9 protein-coding genes are annotated in these 17051 nt (G+C 46.2%); 8 read left to right on the top strand and 1 reads right to left on the bottom strand.

Features of this window, described 5'->3' with window-relative positions; all coding sequences use genetic code 11:
* The 8 genes from E2R65_RS15510 (at nucleotide 1) to sov (ending at nucleotide 15095) form a co-directional block, all read left to right on the top strand.
* Entirely contained in the window at nucleotides 1-1296 is a 1296-nt protein-coding gene (locus tag E2R65_RS15510; protein WP_134337389.1) for a murein hydrolase activator EnvC family protein, read from the top strand.
* 54 nt (nucleotides 1297-1350) lie between these two features.
* The gene (locus tag E2R65_RS15505; protein WP_134337388.1) at nucleotides 1351-1857 is read left to right on the top strand and encodes a Sec-independent protein translocase subunit TatA/TatB; all 507 of its coding nucleotides are present in this window, start codon (nucleotides 1351-1353) and stop codon (nucleotides 1855-1857) included.
* Nucleotides 1858-1895: 38 nt separating this feature from the next.
* Complete coding sequence (locus tag E2R65_RS15500) at nucleotides 1896-2090, top strand: Sec-independent protein translocase subunit TatA/TatB (protein WP_134337387.1); 195 nt, start codon at nucleotides 1896-1898, stop codon at nucleotides 2088-2090.
* A gap of 101 nt (nucleotides 2091-2191) precedes the next feature.
* Nucleotides 2192-3616, top strand: a complete 1425-nt coding sequence (gatA, locus tag E2R65_RS15495) for an Asp-tRNA(Asn)/Glu-tRNA(Gln) amidotransferase subunit GatA (RefSeq protein WP_134337386.1) — start codon at nucleotides 2192-2194, stop codon at nucleotides 3614-3616.
* Nucleotides 3617-3674: 58 nt separating this feature from the next.
* On the top strand, nucleotides 3675-4886 hold the full coding sequence (locus tag E2R65_RS15490) for a lytic transglycosylase domain-containing protein (RefSeq protein WP_134337385.1): 1212 nt from the start codon (nucleotides 3675-3677) through the stop codon (nucleotides 4884-4886).
* Between the two features lie 107 nt (nucleotides 4887-4993).
* Entirely contained in the window at nucleotides 4994-7294 is a 2301-nt protein-coding gene (locus tag E2R65_RS15485; RefSeq protein ID WP_134337384.1) for an NADP-dependent malic enzyme, read from the top strand.
* A 6-nt stretch (nucleotides 7295-7300) separates the two neighbouring features.
* On the top strand, nucleotides 7301-7885 hold the full coding sequence (gene ruvA, locus E2R65_RS15480; protein WP_134337383.1) for a Holliday junction branch migration protein RuvA: 585 nt from the start codon (nucleotides 7301-7303) through the stop codon (nucleotides 7883-7885).
* 202 nt (nucleotides 7886-8087) lie between these two features.
* The gene (gene sov / locus E2R65_RS15475; protein WP_134337463.1) at nucleotides 8088-15095 is read left to right on the top strand and encodes a T9SS outer membrane translocon Sov/SprA; all 7008 of its coding nucleotides are present in this window, start codon (nucleotides 8088-8090) and stop codon (nucleotides 15093-15095) included.
* Here sov and E2R65_RS15470 read toward each other — a convergent pair whose 3' ends face one another.
* Entirely contained in the window at nucleotides 15096-16904 is a 1809-nt protein-coding gene (locus tag E2R65_RS15470) for a hypothetical protein (RefSeq protein ID WP_134337382.1), read from the bottom strand.
* Nucleotides 16905-17051 lie beyond the last annotated feature (147 nt).

Here is a 17051-nt window from a genome sequence, read left to right as displayed (position 1 = left end):
ATGAAATTTTTTAGAGCCGCATTATTTTTTGTTTTTGTATTTGCTGCTTCGGGTGTTTTTGCACAAAGCAGTGCCGAGCTTAAACGCAGGCGCGATAAACTGACAGACGAACTGGAGCAGCTAAACCGCGAATATCAGGAAACGGCCAGCAATAAAAAAGTATCATTAAAACAGCTTAACATACTTAAGGCGCAAATAAACCTGCGCGAAGAAAAGATAACCAATATCAATTCCGAAGTAAGAAACTTAGATAACCAAATCTCTGAGAGCAATAATACCGTACGTAGTTTACAAAGCCAGTTAGATCAGCTCAAAAAAGAATATGCGGGCATGGTATTGTTTGCTTATCGTAATCAAAGTGCCTACAATAAGCTGATGTTTATTTTTGCATCAAAAGACTTTAACCAGGCCTACAGGCGTTTAAAGTATTTACAGCAGTTTGGCACCTACCGCGAGCGGCAGGCCGGTTACATACAGGGCACACAGAAAGATCTGCATGTAAAAATAGTGGAGCTTGATAAGGATAAAAAGGAAAAGAATAACCTGCTGCAAAACCAGGAGAAAGAAAAAGAAGAATTAGGCAAGGCCAAAAATACGCAGGTAAAAGTTATTACCGACCTGTCTAAACACCAGGGAGAACTGAAGCAGCAGCAACGCGACGTGCAGAAAAGGCTGGCACGTAACAGGCAGGAAACCTTAAACGCCATCAGGCGTGAGGTAGAAGAAGCGAAGCGCAAGGCCGAAGCCGAAGCAAGGGAGGCAGCGCGGATAGCAGCGGCAAAAGCCAAAGCCGAAAACCGCGAGGTGGCAGCCCCCACTAAAAAGCCGATAACAAAGGCATCAACCAACAGCGAGATCTTAAACTCTACGCCGGAAGCTGCCAGGTTAAGTAACGACTTTTTAGGTAACAAGGGCCGTTTACCATGGCCGGTAGCTACTGGGCAGCTGGTACATGGTTTTGGTACTTATACCGATGCAGATGGCATCCGGAATGATAATACCGGGTACGAGATCCGTACCAACACAGGTGCAGCCGTAAGGGCGGTGTTTGAGGGTGAAGTAAAAACAATAATGGATATAAGCGGCACTTACCTTGTGGTAATAAAACATGGCGAGTATTTTACGGCCTATCAAAATTTAAGAACGGTAAATGTAGCTAAAGGGCAAAAAGTAAGTACCAAGCAAACAATTGGTACGGTAGCGTTAGATCCGTCAACGGGTGATGCCACTACCATCTTTACACTATCAAAAGGTACTAACTTTGTTGACCCGAGATTGTGGCTGGCGCCGAATTGATTTTAAACCTTATCCTATACTAATTGTATATATTTGTAATCTTAATTTAATACGATGTTAAGTTCAGTTCTATTATTTTTAAATATAGGCAGCGGCGAAATGGTGCTGATTGTATTTGCGGCACTTATGCTTTTTGGCGGCAAAAAATTACCCGAAATAGCACGCGGACTGGGTAAGGGTATCCGTGATTTTAAGGATGCATCTGAAGATGTTAAACGCGAAATTAACAACCAGATAAACAATTACGAAGAAAAGAAAACCGAAAAGGCGGCAGAAATTGCAGAAGAAGCAGGAAAAGAAGCCGAGCCGGCTACCGGATCTGAACATACTTACGAGCCGGTAGCGGGTACCATCCCGGCATACCAGGGCTACACTACCGTAACTGATGCAGAAGAGCATGCCCACGTAACCGATAATGAACTGGCCGCTGCCGAGGATGCAACGTATGAGCATGATGCGGAGTTAAAACACCCGGCAACAAACAGTGCAAAAACTACCATCGATCTGGCAAAAAAGGAAGATGAGCCGGTTAAAAAAACAATAGAAGAAGAGTATAAATAACAACAAAAATATTTAACATTACATAAAACTTAAAAATCATGGGTGGATTAGGCGCACCAGAGATCATATTGATCATCGTTGCAATATTAATTATGTTCGGTGGTAAAAAAATTCCCGAACTGATGAAAGGTTTAGGCCGGGGCGTTAAAGAATTTAAAGACGCACAAAACGGCGAAACCAACACTGCTAATACTACAAACACAACAACTACCGAAGAAAAACCAAAGGTTTAATTTTGATGTAATTGCTGCAGTTAAACGTAGCTGATAATTTTGATAAACTTATCTGTTGAAATATTTATGCTTCAACAGATAAGTTTTTTTATTTTAGGCCCATGGCTAAAAACTATTCCTCTTACGCCGAAATTAAAAGCGGCTTATCAAGCGGAGAGATCACGGCTGAAGGCCTTGTAAAGGGTTATCTTCAGCAAATAAAGGCAAAAGCACATCTTAATGTTTTTAACGAAGTTTTTGAAGATGAGGCCAAAGCTTCTGCAAAAGAAATTGATGCACGTATAAGTAAAGGTACCGCCGGCAAACTGGCCGGTATGGTTATCGCCATAAAAGATAATATTTGCTACAAGGGCCATAAGGTATCTGCATCATCAAAAATTTTAGCGGATTTTACTTCTATCTATTCCTCTACCGTGGTAGAGCGGCTGTTGGCAGAGGATGCCATTATTATTGGCCGTGCTAATTGCGATGAGTTTGCCATGGGCGCCGCTAACGAAAATTCTTTTTTTGGCCCTGTAAAAAACGATGCCGATAATACTCGCGTATCAGGGGGCTCATCCGGCGGATCGGCGGTAGCTGTGCAGGCGGGCATGTGCCATGCAGCTATCGGTACAGATACCGGCGGCTCGGTTAGGCAACCGGCTGCATTTTGCGGCGTAGTGGGCCTAAAGCCTACGTATGGGCGCATATCGCGCTATGGTATCATCAGTTATGCCTCCTCTTTTGATCAGGTTGGCTCCTTAACAAGATCTGTTGCTGATGCTGCGCTGTTGTTAGAAATATTATCCGGGGCGGATGAGTACGACGGCACTTTGTCGCAAAGGCCCGTTACCTCTGCTGCTGATCTGAAAAAGGATACCGGCAAAAAGAAGATCGCTTACCTGCAGGAGGCCCTGTCAAGCCCTGGGGTAGATGCCGATGTAAAAGCTACGCTTACCACTTATATAGAGAAACTGCGCGCCGACGGGCATACCGTTAAGCCCATATCTTTTGAGCACCTGGATTACCTGGTACCTACCTATTATATTTTGGCCATGGCCGAGTCTTCGTCAAACCTGGCCCGGTATGATGGCGTACATTACGGCTACCGCAGCCCTAATGCAACCGACTTGGAATCGACTTATAAATTAAGCCGGTCTGAAGGATTTGGTAAAGAGGTTAAACGCCGCATTATGCTGGGCACTTTTGTGTTAAGTGCAGGTTATTATGATGCCTATTACGCCAAGGCCCAAAAAGTACGCCGCCTGATACAGGACAAAACCAACGAGATTTTAAAGGAGTTTGATTTTATTTTAACCCCTACTGCGCCCGAGCCTGCTTTTGCGCTGGGGGTGAAAGAAAAAGACCCGGTAGTAACCTATTTATACGATATTTTTACCGTTCAGGCATCGTTATGTGGCATGCCTGCCATATCGCTCCCGGCAGGCAATAATAGCAAGGGATTGCCGTTAGGGTTACAATTATTAACCAAAAGTTTCGACGAACAGGCGCTGCTTAATTTTTCTGAATATTTTATGCAGCTATAATTATTACTATATTAGTAATAGTGCAGCGAAATTTTTTTCTGAACGGTAAATTTTGATCATGAAGAAACTGTTTACTTTTTTTATTTGTGCATTATCCTTACAAATAGTTAAAGCAGATATTAAAGCTGAAATGGCATTGGCACCGGTATTATTGCAGCAGGATACCAATGTACTGTTACCGGCTATACAAGTCCCGGTATCTATCTACAAAAACAATATTTTTAAACGCAGGCTTGATTCTATCCAGAATGAAGTGCCGCTTGATTATAACGGTTATGTGCAGGCTTATATAGATAATTATGCACGCCGCCGAGATGAAATGGGCCGCATAATAGGCTTATCAAAATATTACTTCCCTATATACGAAAAGGCTTTTCATGAGGCCGGTATTCCAGACGAGATCAAATATCTGTCGATAGTAGAGTCGGCGCTTAACCCCAATGCCATTTCCAGGGTGGGGGCGGCGGGGCCCTGGCAATTCATGTCAGAAACGGCAAAGATCTACGGGCTGGGCATGACCGATTATGTTGACGAGCGCCGCGATCCTATCCAGGCAAGTAACGCCGCAGCTGCATACCTTAAAGATGCCTACCTGCAATTTGGCGACTGGCTGCTGGCCATTGCATCATATAATTGTGGTAAAAGCAATGTACTGCATGCGCTGGAGCAAACCGGCACACACGATTACTGGTCTATCCGCGAGCTGCTGCCTGTCGAAACCCGTGGTTACGTGCCTGCTTTTATTGCCGTTAACTATGTAATGAAGTATCATAAATATCATTACATCGTACCGCAAACCAGCGATCTGGCTATTGTTACCGATACCGTTATGGTAAATAAATTTGTATCACTTAGCCGGGTATCGCAGGCGCTGGGGATGACACTGAAGGACCTCTGCGTTTTAAACCCGTCATACAGGCAGCAACTGGTTAACGGTACACCAGCCGTTCCGCGTAAAATTATTATCCCGCAGGTAAGCGACGAGCGCCGTTCTATACTGCGTGATGCGATAACCGACTTGAATGCGCCCATCCGGATGCCGAAGCCTATTCAATACGTGGCTATTGCTACACCTGCAGAAGTCCCGTCTGCATCAGCAGCCGGCGGCAGTATGTTGGTACATGTTACCAAAAAAGGAGATACCCTGGCTGCCATAGCCGCTAAATACAATGTTAAAATAGGCGATCTGCTGCAATGGAATAAATCTTTGGGGGCAAACGTAACCCTGCCGCTGCTGCCGGGTTTGCCGGTTAACATAGGCAAAGGATAAACCGCTTTTACAAAGCCCGGTTTTGATGTATTTCGAAGCCGGGCTTTTTTTATTAGATAGTTCAGAAAAAGTAATTGTAATTTTGGGCGCTTGAATTTTTGAGAACCATGAATAAACCCAATCGTAAACAGGACGCCTTAAATTACCATGCAAAAGGCCGCCCAGGTAAAATACAGGTAGTACCAACCAAACCTACCAATTCTCAGCGCGATTTAACCCTGGCCTATTCGCCGGGTGTTGCCGAGCCCTGCCTGCGTATTGCCGATAATGTAGAGGATGTATATAAATACACGGCTAAAGGTAACCTGGTAGCTGTAATAAGCAACGGTACTGCCGTGCTTGGCCTGGGTAATATTGGCCCCGAGGCAAGCAAGCCGGTAATGGAAGGTAAAGGCCTGCTGTTTAAGATCTATGCGGATATTGATGTGTTCGATCTGGAGATCAATGCCAAAACGGTTGATGAATTTGTAAACATAGTAAAGGCGCTTGAGCCAACCTTTGGCGGGGTAAACCTCGAAGATATATCTGCCCCAACCTGCTTTGAGATAGAACGCAGGCTTAAAGCCGAAATGAAGATCCCCGTAATGCACGATGATCAGCATGGTACGGCCATTATATCCGGCGCAGCATTAATGAATGCCTGCGAGATACAGGGTAAAAAGCTGGATAAAATTAAAATGGTAGTGAACGGCGCCGGCGCGGCAGCAGTTTCGTGTACCAAAATGTATTTATCGCTGGGGGTTAAAAAAGAAAACCTGGTGATGTTTGATATCAACGGTTTGCTTACGCCAGACCGTACAGATCTGGACGAAATGCGCCTCCAATTCGCCACAAACCGTACCGATATCACCTCTTTAAGCGACGCCATGAAAGGTGCCGACGTATTTGTTGGCCTATCGGCAGGGAATGTGGTTACCCCGGCCATGCTGGTGGGTATGGCCAAAAATCCGATCGTGTTTGCCATGGCCAACCCCGAGCCGGAGATCAATTACGATCTGGCCACGGCTGCCCGTAAAGACATCATCATGGCTACCGGCCGGTCAGACTTTCCAAACCAGGTAAACAACGTATTGGGTTTCCCGTACATTTTCCGTGGGGCGCTGGATGTTAGGGCAACCGCTATTAACGAAGAAATGAAGATAGCGGCGGTAAAGGCCATAGCCGAAATGGCTAAAAAGCCTGTACCGGAAGCGGTTAACCTGGCTTACGGCATTACGAACTTAAAGTTTGGCCGCGACTACATCATCCCAAAACCAATGGATCAGCGCCTGATAACCGAAGTTTCTTCGGCTGTTGCCAGGGCGGCTATTGAATCGGGCGTGGCGCGCAAAGCCATTACCGATTGGGAGGCCTATCACGAAGAATTGCTTTCGCGATTGGGTAATAACAACAAAATTTTGCGCGATGTTACCAACAAGGCCAAGCAGAACCCTAAGCGCGTTGTGTTTGCCGAAGCAGATACCTACAAGATCCTGCGTGCCGCCCAGATCGTAAAAGACGATGGCATTGCCATCCCGATACTTTTGGGTAATGCAGAAAAGATAAAACAGATCATAAAAGAAAATGAGCTTGACCTGGACGATGTACAGATCATAGATCCGAGGGCAGGTACCGAGCGCTCGCTTGAATTTGCTGAGTTTTTATTTAAAAAGCGCCAGCGTAAGGGGGTTACCCTGGCAGAAGCCAAAAAGCTGATGGTTGACCGCAACTATTACGGCGCTTGTATGGTACATTTTGGCGAGGCAGATGCTTTAATATCCGGCCTGACAAAGGATTACGCCACTACCATAAAGCCAGCCCTGCAAATTATAGGTACCGAAGCCGGTGTGAACCGCGTTGCAGGTATGTACCTGATGATTACCGAAAAAGGGCCCGTATTTTTTGGTGATACCACGGTTAACATAAACCCAACCGCGCAGGAACTGGTAGACATTACCGTACTGATGGAACGCTCGGTTGCGCAATTTAACATAAAGCCGCGCATCGCGGTACTGTCCTACTCAAACTTTGGGTCTAACGAAGGTGAGATCCCTGAAAAAACCAGGGAAACCGTACGCATCCTGCACGAGAAATATCCAAACATCGTTGTAGACGGCGAACTGCAGGCTAACTTTGCTTTAAACTCAGATCTGCTTGCCGATAATTTTCCGTTTTCGTTATTGAACGGCAAACCGGCTAACACGCTTATTTTCCCTGGCCTGGCATCAGGTAACATCGCTTACAAGCTGTTGCAGGAAATTGGCGGCGCAGAAGCCGTAGGCCCTATTTTGCTGGGCATGAAAAAACCGGTGCACGTGCTGCAGTTGGGTAGTTCCGTGCGCGAGATTGTAAACATGGTAACCATTGCGGTGATAGATGCACAGGTAAAATGTACAGAGGGCAAGCCCGCTAAAAACAATAAAAAATAACAACAAATGTACGATTATATTGATGGCAGGTTAGCTTTTAAAGGCGCTGCCCACGTAGTTATTGATGCCGGGGGGATTGGCTACCACATCAATATATCGTTAAATACCTACTCACAACTTCCTGAGGGCGAGCGCTGCAAACTTTTTGTTTGGCTGCATGTAAAAGAGGATGCACACACTCTTTATGGCTTTGCTACCGAAGGGGAGCGCCGGCTGTTTATGCACCTGATATCCATATCCGGCATAGGCCCTAATACGGGCCGTATGATGTTATCTTCTATCACCCCGGCCGAGATCCAGGCGGCTATTGTGCAGGGTAATGTTGCGGCCATTCAACGCATAAAAGGTATCGGCCCAAAATCTGCGCAGCGTGTAATATTAGAGTTGCAGGACAAGCTTAAAAAAGAAGGGCCAGATACCTTAACGGTAATGCCAGGGTTAAAAACGGCAAAAGATGAAGCCCTTTCTGCCCTTGTAATGCTTGGATTTGTTCGTAACGTTGCAGAAAAAGTTTTGGACCAGGAAATGGGCAAAAACGCGGGGGTTTTAACTGTAGAACAATTAATTAAATCTGCGCTAAAAAGCTTATAATTACATTGCAATAATTTATCACTTGATTAGAACCTTTACTACTAAGCTTTTTGTAGTTATAACCCTTTTATCTGCTATTAGCGGGGCGGGGGAGGTGTTTGCACAGCAAACGCCCATACAAAGGCCGGTACAGCAGCCAACACAACAGCAAGCGGGCGGGCAGGGGCAAATTCCTAATCAACAAATACAGCAGCAAAACCCGGTGCAGCAGCAGGGGCAGCGCCAGCAAACCCAGCCGGTTGCACAAACACCGGCGCAGCAATCATCCAATGCCAAAGCAGATACCGGCCGTAAACTTGGCCCCATCAGCTTAACCGAACCGCAAAGCAAAAGGCAGCGTTCGGGCATTTTTTTTACAGACCCGCCGGGCCTGGTGCGCACTATTGAATATGATGCAGCCAACAACCGTTATATTTTATACGAGCGGGTAGGTAACCTGCTTTACCGCGCCCCCCAATATTTAACCTTTGGCGAGTATTTACTACTACAGCAACGCGGTATAAAACGCGAGTATTTTAAACAGCTTGCCGATAATTATGCCTACGAATCGCAGCAGCCGGGCTTTATACCGCAGATGAAGGTGCGCAGCAAAACTTTTGAGCAGATCTTCGGCAGTTCTAACATCAACATCCGCCCGCAGGGGTCGGCAGAAGTGATACTGGCCGGGCAGATCAATAAAAACGAGAACCCGCTGTTTAATACCCGCCAGCGCAACCAGTTCAACTTTAATTTTGACCAGCGCATCCAGCTGAACGTAACCGGCGAAATTGGCGATAAACTAAAGATCACTACCAATTATAACACCGAGGCGCAGTTTCAGTTTGAAAACCAGATAAAACTGGATTACACCGGCCACCCGGACGAGATCATTCAAAAGATAGAGGCCGGAACGGTTAGTATGCCCTTAAATACTACGTTGATATCTGGCAGCCAGGCCCTGTTTGGGGTTAAAACCAAATTAAAGTTTGGTAAGCTGGATGTAACCAGTATTTTTTCGCAGCAGCGGTCGCAGGCTAAAAATATCACCATTACCAACGGTGCACAGCAGCAAAACATTAACATTACTGCTGCCGATTACGAAAGCAATAAGCACTTTTTCCTGTCGCAGTATTTTCGTAACAACTATAACAGGGCCCTGGCCAACATCCCTATCATCAGTTCAAACGTAAATATCACCAAAATTGAGGTTTGGACAACCAACCGTACCAACGTAACTACCGATTCGCGCGATGTGATCGGTTTCCTGGATCTGGGCGAGAACAGGCCTTATAATACCGCCCTTATTACCGGTGGTACCAGCGGCCTGCCTGCCGGTTTCAGGGGGCCGGGCTTTACCCAGCAATCAAACAACCTGCTGGTTAGTTTACCGGCAGGTGCCCGCAACACCAACTCTAATGATGTAGCCAATTACTTTAGGGCAAGCGGCGCTACAGATAACTATGCCAAACTAACTTACGCCCGCAAACTAACAGATAAGGAGTTTACCCTGCATCCGCAGCTGGGTTATATTTCGCTTAACTACCCGCTAAATAACGATGAAGTGTTAACTGTGGCTTACCAGTACACGGTAAACGGCGTGCAGTACCAGGTGGGTGAGTTTAGCAGCGACAGGGCGGTTGACCCAAATACCCCAACCGTTTTGTTCACCAAGTTATTAAAGAACGAACTGCTTAAAACCAACCTGCCAACCTGGGACCTGATGATGAAAAACATCTATTCCCTGGGCGCCTACCAGATAAGCCCTACCAATTTCAGGCTAAATGTTTCTCGCCTGGATGATAAATCGGGCATCGAGAAAACCATTATGGATGAGGGGCAGAACCTGAAAAGCAAACGCTGGCTGCAAATAACAGGCGTAGATAACCTGGATACCCAAAATGATAAACGCCCCGATGGTTATTTCGACTTTTTAGAAGGGGTAACGATAGATTCGCAGAACGGGCGCATCATGTTCCCCGTGATTGAGCCCTTCGGCAGCGACCTGGCCAAACAGTTTGACCCCGGCGAAACCGATCTTGCTACAAGGTATGTTTACCAGCCGCTTTACGATTCGACCAAAACCATTGCGCAGCAGTTTTTCCCTAAATTAAACAGGTATCTTATTAAAGGTACTTACACTTCGCAAAGCGGATCTGAGTACCAGCTGAATGCCGTGAATATCCCGCAGGGGTCGGTAGTGGTTACTGCCGGTGCCATTAAGCTGCAGGAGGGTGCCGATTATACCGTTGATTACAGTGCAGGCCGTATCCGGATCTTAAACCAGGCGCTTTTAGCATCGGGCCAAACCCTTAATGTTAAGATAGAGAATAACGAACTTTTTGGCGTGCAGCAAAAATCGTTGTTCGGGTCAAGGCTGGATTATCATCTGAGCGATAAACTGAACCTGGGGGCAACCGTAATGCACCTTACCGAGCAGCCCATCACCCAAAATGAAATTGTTGGCGAAGAATCTATTTCTAATACCATTTGGGGTTTTGATGCTAATTACAGTACGCAATCGCGGTTTTTAACCCGTTTGGTTGATAAGATCCCGTTCATCAACACCAAGGCACCGTCTACCATTAATTTTAGCGGCGAATTTGCCCAGCTAAGGCCGGGCAGCCCCAATGCGCTTAATTTTGCAGGCTCTAAAAACGGAACGTCCTATCTGGACGATTTTGAGAACAGCCGTTCGGTTATTGATATCAAAAGTGCCATTAACTGGCAAATTTCGGGCACGCCGCAGTTGTTCCCCGAGTCGGCTAATTTTGATGACCTGAGCTATGGCTACAACCGTGCGCGTTTGGCATTCTATAACATCGACCCTATATTTTACACCAACTCGGGCAACCTGTCGGTATCCCGTAACGAACTTTCTAACCATTACGTAAGGCAGGTTATCGAGCAGGAAGTTTTCCCTTATAAACAATCTACCACCGGGCAGCCCTTAAGCTTATCTACCCTAAACATGGTGTTTTACCCAACAGTGCGCGGGCCGTATAACTATGTTACTACCGGGGTTAATAACGATGGTACGCTGCAAAACCCAAGAACCAAGTGGGGCGGTATCTTCAGAAAGTTAGAAACCAACGACTTTGAAGCTTTAAACGTAGGCTATATTGAGTTTTGGGTGATGGACCCGTTCATCTACAATCAAAATTCAAGCGGCGGCGACCTTTATTTTAACTTGGGCAGCGTATCTGAAGATATTTTAAAGGATGGCCGTAAAAGTTTAGAGAACAGCCTGCCGGTAACCGCGGCAGATGCCAGCCAGGTTGATGAAACCAACTGGGGCCGCGTATCCAAATTACAGCCGGTTATTAATGCCTTTGATAACAACCCCGATTCGCGTAGGTTGCAGGACGTTGGTTTAGACGGATTGAACGATACCGATGAGAAAACAAAATTTGCACCTGTGGTGCAGCAGGTACAAGGCTTGCTGAACCCGCAGGCAGCAACCGCGTTTTCAAACGACCCTTCATCAGATGATTACCAGTATTACCAGGGGCCGCTGCTTGACCAGGCCCGCGCCGGGATACTTGACCGTTACAGCCGCTACAACGGCACAGATGGTAACTCTAAAACGGCAGAACAATCGCAGGCAGAACTGGGCCTGCAAACATCGGCGTCAACATCCTTGCCGGATGGCGAAGACATTAACCGCGACAATAACATGAGCCAGACCGACGAGTACTTTCAGTACCGCGTATCCATCCGCCCGCAGGATATGGTTATCGGCCAAAATTATATTAATGATAAGATCACATCAAACGTAAAGCTGCCAAACGGCACCACGCAGGCCGTAAGCTGGTACCAGTTTAGGGTGCCTATAACCGATTACCAGAGCAAGGTAGGTAACATACAGGATTTTAAGGCCATCCGGTTTATGCGGATGTTTATGACCAACTTTGCCGATACCGCCGTTTTGCGTTTTGCAACCTTACAACTGGCGCGCAGCGAGTGGCGTACCTTTAACAGGGAGAATAACCCGATAAATGTTATTGCCGACCCAGCCATTACCAACCCGGTTATAGATGGATCTACCCTGGATGTGCAGGCTGTAAATATTGAAGAGAACGGTAACCGCAGCCCGATACCTTATGTAGTGCCGCCGGGTATTAACCGCCAGCGTAATTACAATAACCTGCAAACAGATACCAAACTTAACGAGCAGTCGTTATCCTTAAACGTGGCCAACCTGCGCGATGGCTACTCCCGGGCGGCATTCCGCACCTTTTTTAATGATCTGCGCTCGTATAAACGCATCCAGATGTTCATCCACGCCGAGGGCGACCAGCTGAAGGATAACGACCTGAGTGGCTTTGTACGTTTGGGTGTTGATTACCAGGATAACTATTACGAATATGAAGTGCCGCTGGCCATTACCCAGCCCGGCACCCGCGACCCGGGCGCTATCTGGCCAGCCAATAACGAGCTGGACCTGCAGCTATCCATTTTAATTGATGCCAAGCTGGCCCGTAACAATGCCAAGCTAAACGGGCAGCCATGGCCCTTTACCGTACCGTTTGTTTATACCGACGGGCGTAATAAGGTAACCATTAAAGGCCAGCCGGATATTAGCCGCCTGCGCGCTATTATGCTGGGTGTGGGCAATCCCTATAAACCCAATAGCCTTGCCGCCGATGACGGACTGAATAAAACCGGTACCGTTTGGTTTGACGAGCTGCGCCTTACAGATTTTGACCAGCGCGGCGGTTGGGCAGCTACCGCACGTGTAGATGCGGCACTGGCAGATTTTGCCAACATAACCGTATCCGGCAGTAAAAGTACCGTTGGCTTTGGCACACTGGATTCGCGCGTGAGCGACCGTAACCGCAGCGATAACCAGATCATCGATGCATCGGCAAGTGTTGAACTGGGTAAATTCTTCCCGGAAAAAAGCGGTATCAGGATCCCGGCTTATGTAAACATATCTACCCAGATAAGCACCCCGCAGTATGACCCTGCATCGCCGGATGTAGAGCTGAAAAAATCACTTGCAGCAGCGCCAACCAACAAAGCGCGCGATTCAATCAAAAACGTTACCCAGGATTTTACAACGCGTAAAAGCATCAACTTTACCAACGTGCATAAAGAGCGTACCAACACGGCCGCCCCGGTGCAATTATGGGATATTGAAAACTTTGCCGCTACTTACGCCTACACAGAGTATGAGCATCACGATTTTATTGTAGAGAAGGATTATGCCAAAACCTACCGTGTTGCATTAAACTACAACTATAATAAAGAGCCTAAGTATTATACCCCGTTCGCCAAGATCATTAAAAGTAACCTGCTGGCCCTTGCCCGCGATTTTAACTTTAGCATACTGCCGTCACGGTTAAATTTCAGCATCAACTTTGATCGTTTTTACTCAGAGAATACCCTGCGTAATAACGACCCGAATAACTTTATACCGATACCTACAGCGTTTAACAAAAACTTTAACATTACCCGTGTTTACGGTATCGGCTGGAATTTATCAAAAGCCTTAACCCTGGATATCGATGCCACCAACCTGTCGGTTGTGGATGAGCCCGCCGGGCGTATTAACGGTTTAAAACGCGATACGCTTTGGCAAAACCTGTTAAGGCTGGGGCGTACTACCAACTATAATCACACCATTAACTTAAACTATACCGCGCCGGTAAATAAAATACCGGGCCTGGAGTGGACCGCCCTAACCGTGCGCTACAGTACCAATTTTAACTGGCAAACCCAACCCGAATTTGCCATAAACGACCCAACCTACGATGTGGGCAACACTATCCAGAACGCGCGTACCATACAGCTTAACCCCAACCTTAATTTTGCCAACTTTTATAATAAGTTTAGCGCATTGCGCAAAGGCAAAAACGAAAAAACAGGGGCTGCCAAACTGTTGCTGGGCATACTTACGGGTATTAAAAGCATTAGCGGCACATATACCCGTACAGAGGGTACCTTCCTGCCGGGGTACCTGCCTAAATCAAACTTTTTTGGGCAGGATGTTACTTACGATGCACCGGGCATAGGTTTTCTGTTAGGCAGCCAGGCAGATATTCGGCAGAAGGCGATCACCAACGGATGGATCACTACCGATACGTTGCAGAACCAGCTGTATGTAAAATCATTTAATGAGGATATCCGCCTGCGCAGCATTATCGAACCGCTGCCCGATCTGCGGATAGAACTGATCGGCTTCCGGACGCAGGACCGTAACTATCAAAGTAATTTTAAATACCTGCCAACAACCAGCAGTTTTGAAAACCTGGGGCAGGTAACAACCGGTACCTACAGCGTTTCGTATCTGTCGCTGGCTACCGCGTTTGCTAAGGCAGGCGATGCCAACAGCACCTCAAAGGCCTATCAGCAGTTTTTAAATAACCGTACGGTGATATCGCAAAGGCTGGGCGTTACCAATCCAAATTCGGTGGGTGGCTCGGCCGGTTATGCAGATGGCTACGGGCCAAATGCGCAAAATGTATTGGTGCCGGCATTCCTGGCAGCTTATTCGGGCAAGGATGCCGCATCTGTTAGTACCAGCCAGTTTCCTAAGATACCTATCCCAAACTGGCAAATCTCTTATGCAGGTTTAGGCAAGCTGCCCTTCTTTTCAGATCTTTTCGATTCCTTCGATCTGAAGCATGGGTACCGCTCCTCATACAACGTAAGCAGCTTTACCACGCTGCTGCAGTACCAGGAAAGCAGCGGTGGCGCAGCATCAAGAGATTTTAATAATGATTTTCTGCCGTTTTACCAGTTTTCGCAGGTTGCCATATTTGAGCAGTTTGTGCCGCTGTTGGGTGCCGATGTAAGGTTTAAGAACAGCATGACAGCTAATTTTGAATACCGCAAAACCCGCTCGTTAAATTTGAGCCTGTTAAACAGCCAGCTGGCCCAGCAGGACGAAAATATACTGGTATTTGGGTTTGGTTACCGCCCCAAAAACTTCAGGATGCCGTGGGGGCTGTTCGGTACCGGCAACCGGGATAATAACGATATTAATTTTAAACTGGATGTGGCTGTGCGCGATAATAAAACCCTTATTTACCGTGCCGATGTACCTAATGCCGAGATCTCATCAGGCGCGCAGAACATCACTCTGCGCCCGGCGATAGATTATGTGATCAACCAGCGTTTTAACCTTAACCTGTTTTACGATAGTAATATTACCAAGCCCTACACCTCGCAGGCTTTTAATACATCGTTTACCAACTTTGGTATTAACTTAAAGTTGCTGCTGCAATAATTAACCTTTTTTATTCTTCTGCAGTTTTTCCTTTAATTTCTTTTTGTACTCTTCATCGGCTTTTTCTTTATCCTTTACAGCTTTCCTGATGATCTTTTCCTGTTCTTTTTTGTCGGCAGGATCAGTTTGCAGGGTTAGTTTTTTCTGCTGTGCAGGGCCAATACCTGCGCAGCTTTTGATGCCGTTAAGCAGCACAAACCAAACTGTTTTAAAAAACGGGAAGTTTGCCGGGCGGATATAAACAACGTTGGCTAAACGCGGGGTTTTACTGCCATCGTCCGGGTTGTCGTGCTTTAAAACCACGGTATTGGCCAATGTGCTTAATAAAGTATTTTTACTGTAATCGGGCCTAAGCACATCAACATACAGATCCTTATATAAAAGAGAAACGGTGCCTTTAGATACTTTTTGCGTGCTGTTTACATCAAAATTAAAGCTTTTTACCCTGCCCGATGTTATTTTTACTAATGACAGGGGCATCAGCACCGGGTTTACATCAGCCATGTTCATAGGGGCAAGGCGGCCTTTATAAGCATAGCTGTAATTGGCATCGGCAAGGTTAAATATAAACTGCACATCCAGTTTGGCTTTACCCATAAAATAGCTGGTGATGTTTGCGGTAGCCCGGTTGTTTTGTTTAAGCAGCTCTTTACGGTTGGTAAGATTACGCATACGCCCGCTAATGTTGCTGAACTTTAAATGCCCAAACTTGTTGGGTTTTTTGTTAAGCTCGGTATAAACAAAATTCACGTGCTGCAGGTCGAGCGTATCGATATTCAGCGGCGTGGGCAGTGTATTGCGGATAGCCCAATTGGGGAAGGTTACCAGCCTGTCGGTAGTTGGTAAAATGCCGTTATAATTACTGGTTACCTCAAAAGCCCCGCTATCTATCACCATTTTTTTAATATCAACGCTTTGCGACTGCCGGTAAATGTTATAGTCGAAATTATTTAATACAATACTTTGCAGGTGAAGCATAAAGCGGTCGCTTTTACTTTTAGCAAAAAAGGTTTTTACGTCAGCGGGCGTAAGGTACAGGCCGGCTGCCGTTAGCTTTTTGGTTTGGGTAGATAGCTTAACCGATTTAACCTTAAGGGAATACAAACCATCGGCAGATGTGCTGCTGTAATTTTTGATCGCGATGCTTACATCCCGGCAATATAAAAAGCGCGAGGTATCCGTTTGTGAGGCCGCATCTATCAGAAAATCGGTAGCCTTTACATCCATCTCTTTCAATTCAGCCCCGGAAGGCTTTGGCCCGGTATAATCTTTTTCTTTATAGTTGATGTTGGTAACCACAATCTCCCCAACGCGTACCTCTTTAAAAGTTTTGGCAATTTTTTGATAAAGGGTACGCTTGTCTTTTTTCTGTACGGTATCCCTGCCGGCATAAGTGCTGATCACGACCCGGGGCGTGTTGATCGCTATGTGGCCGATATTTAGTTTGTTTTTAAAGTAAAAGGTTAAAAGATGCACATCAGATACCAGCAGCCGGTCGGCATGCAGGGCATAAAGTTTGGGCGGCGCAATATCGCTTTTTTTCAATTTATTGTAAACGGCTGTATCAGGCTTAAAAACAATGCCGTATAACACAGCCCGGCCTTGCAGCACGTCCAGGTCAATACTGTTAAAATTAATATTGTATAAGCTATCGGTGCCTTTTAAAACGGCTTCTTTTAACTTATCAGATAGCTTGGGCGCTAAAAAGCTATTGATGCATACAGCGGCTACCAGGGCAAGTACTAAAAGGGCGCCTGCGGTAATAAACAATATTTTTTGCCACTTAAATTTAAAAAATGATTTGCTCATTGCGTATCTGCTAAGTATTAGGTTACAGCAGCCTCATAGCTGCCGTGTGATGTTACAACAACAAAAAACGAAAATTGTTAAACGCTGACAAACTGTCACATCATTATCTAAAAATTATGTATTTTTGCGGTTCAATTTTTTAGATGA

It is taken from the genome of Mucilaginibacter phyllosphaerae (genome assembly GCF_004378255.1).
GTDB lineage: Bacteria > Bacteroidota > Bacteroidia > Sphingobacteriales > Sphingobacteriaceae > Mucilaginibacter > Mucilaginibacter phyllosphaerae.
This window is presented reverse-complemented; position numbering and strand designations above follow the sequence as displayed.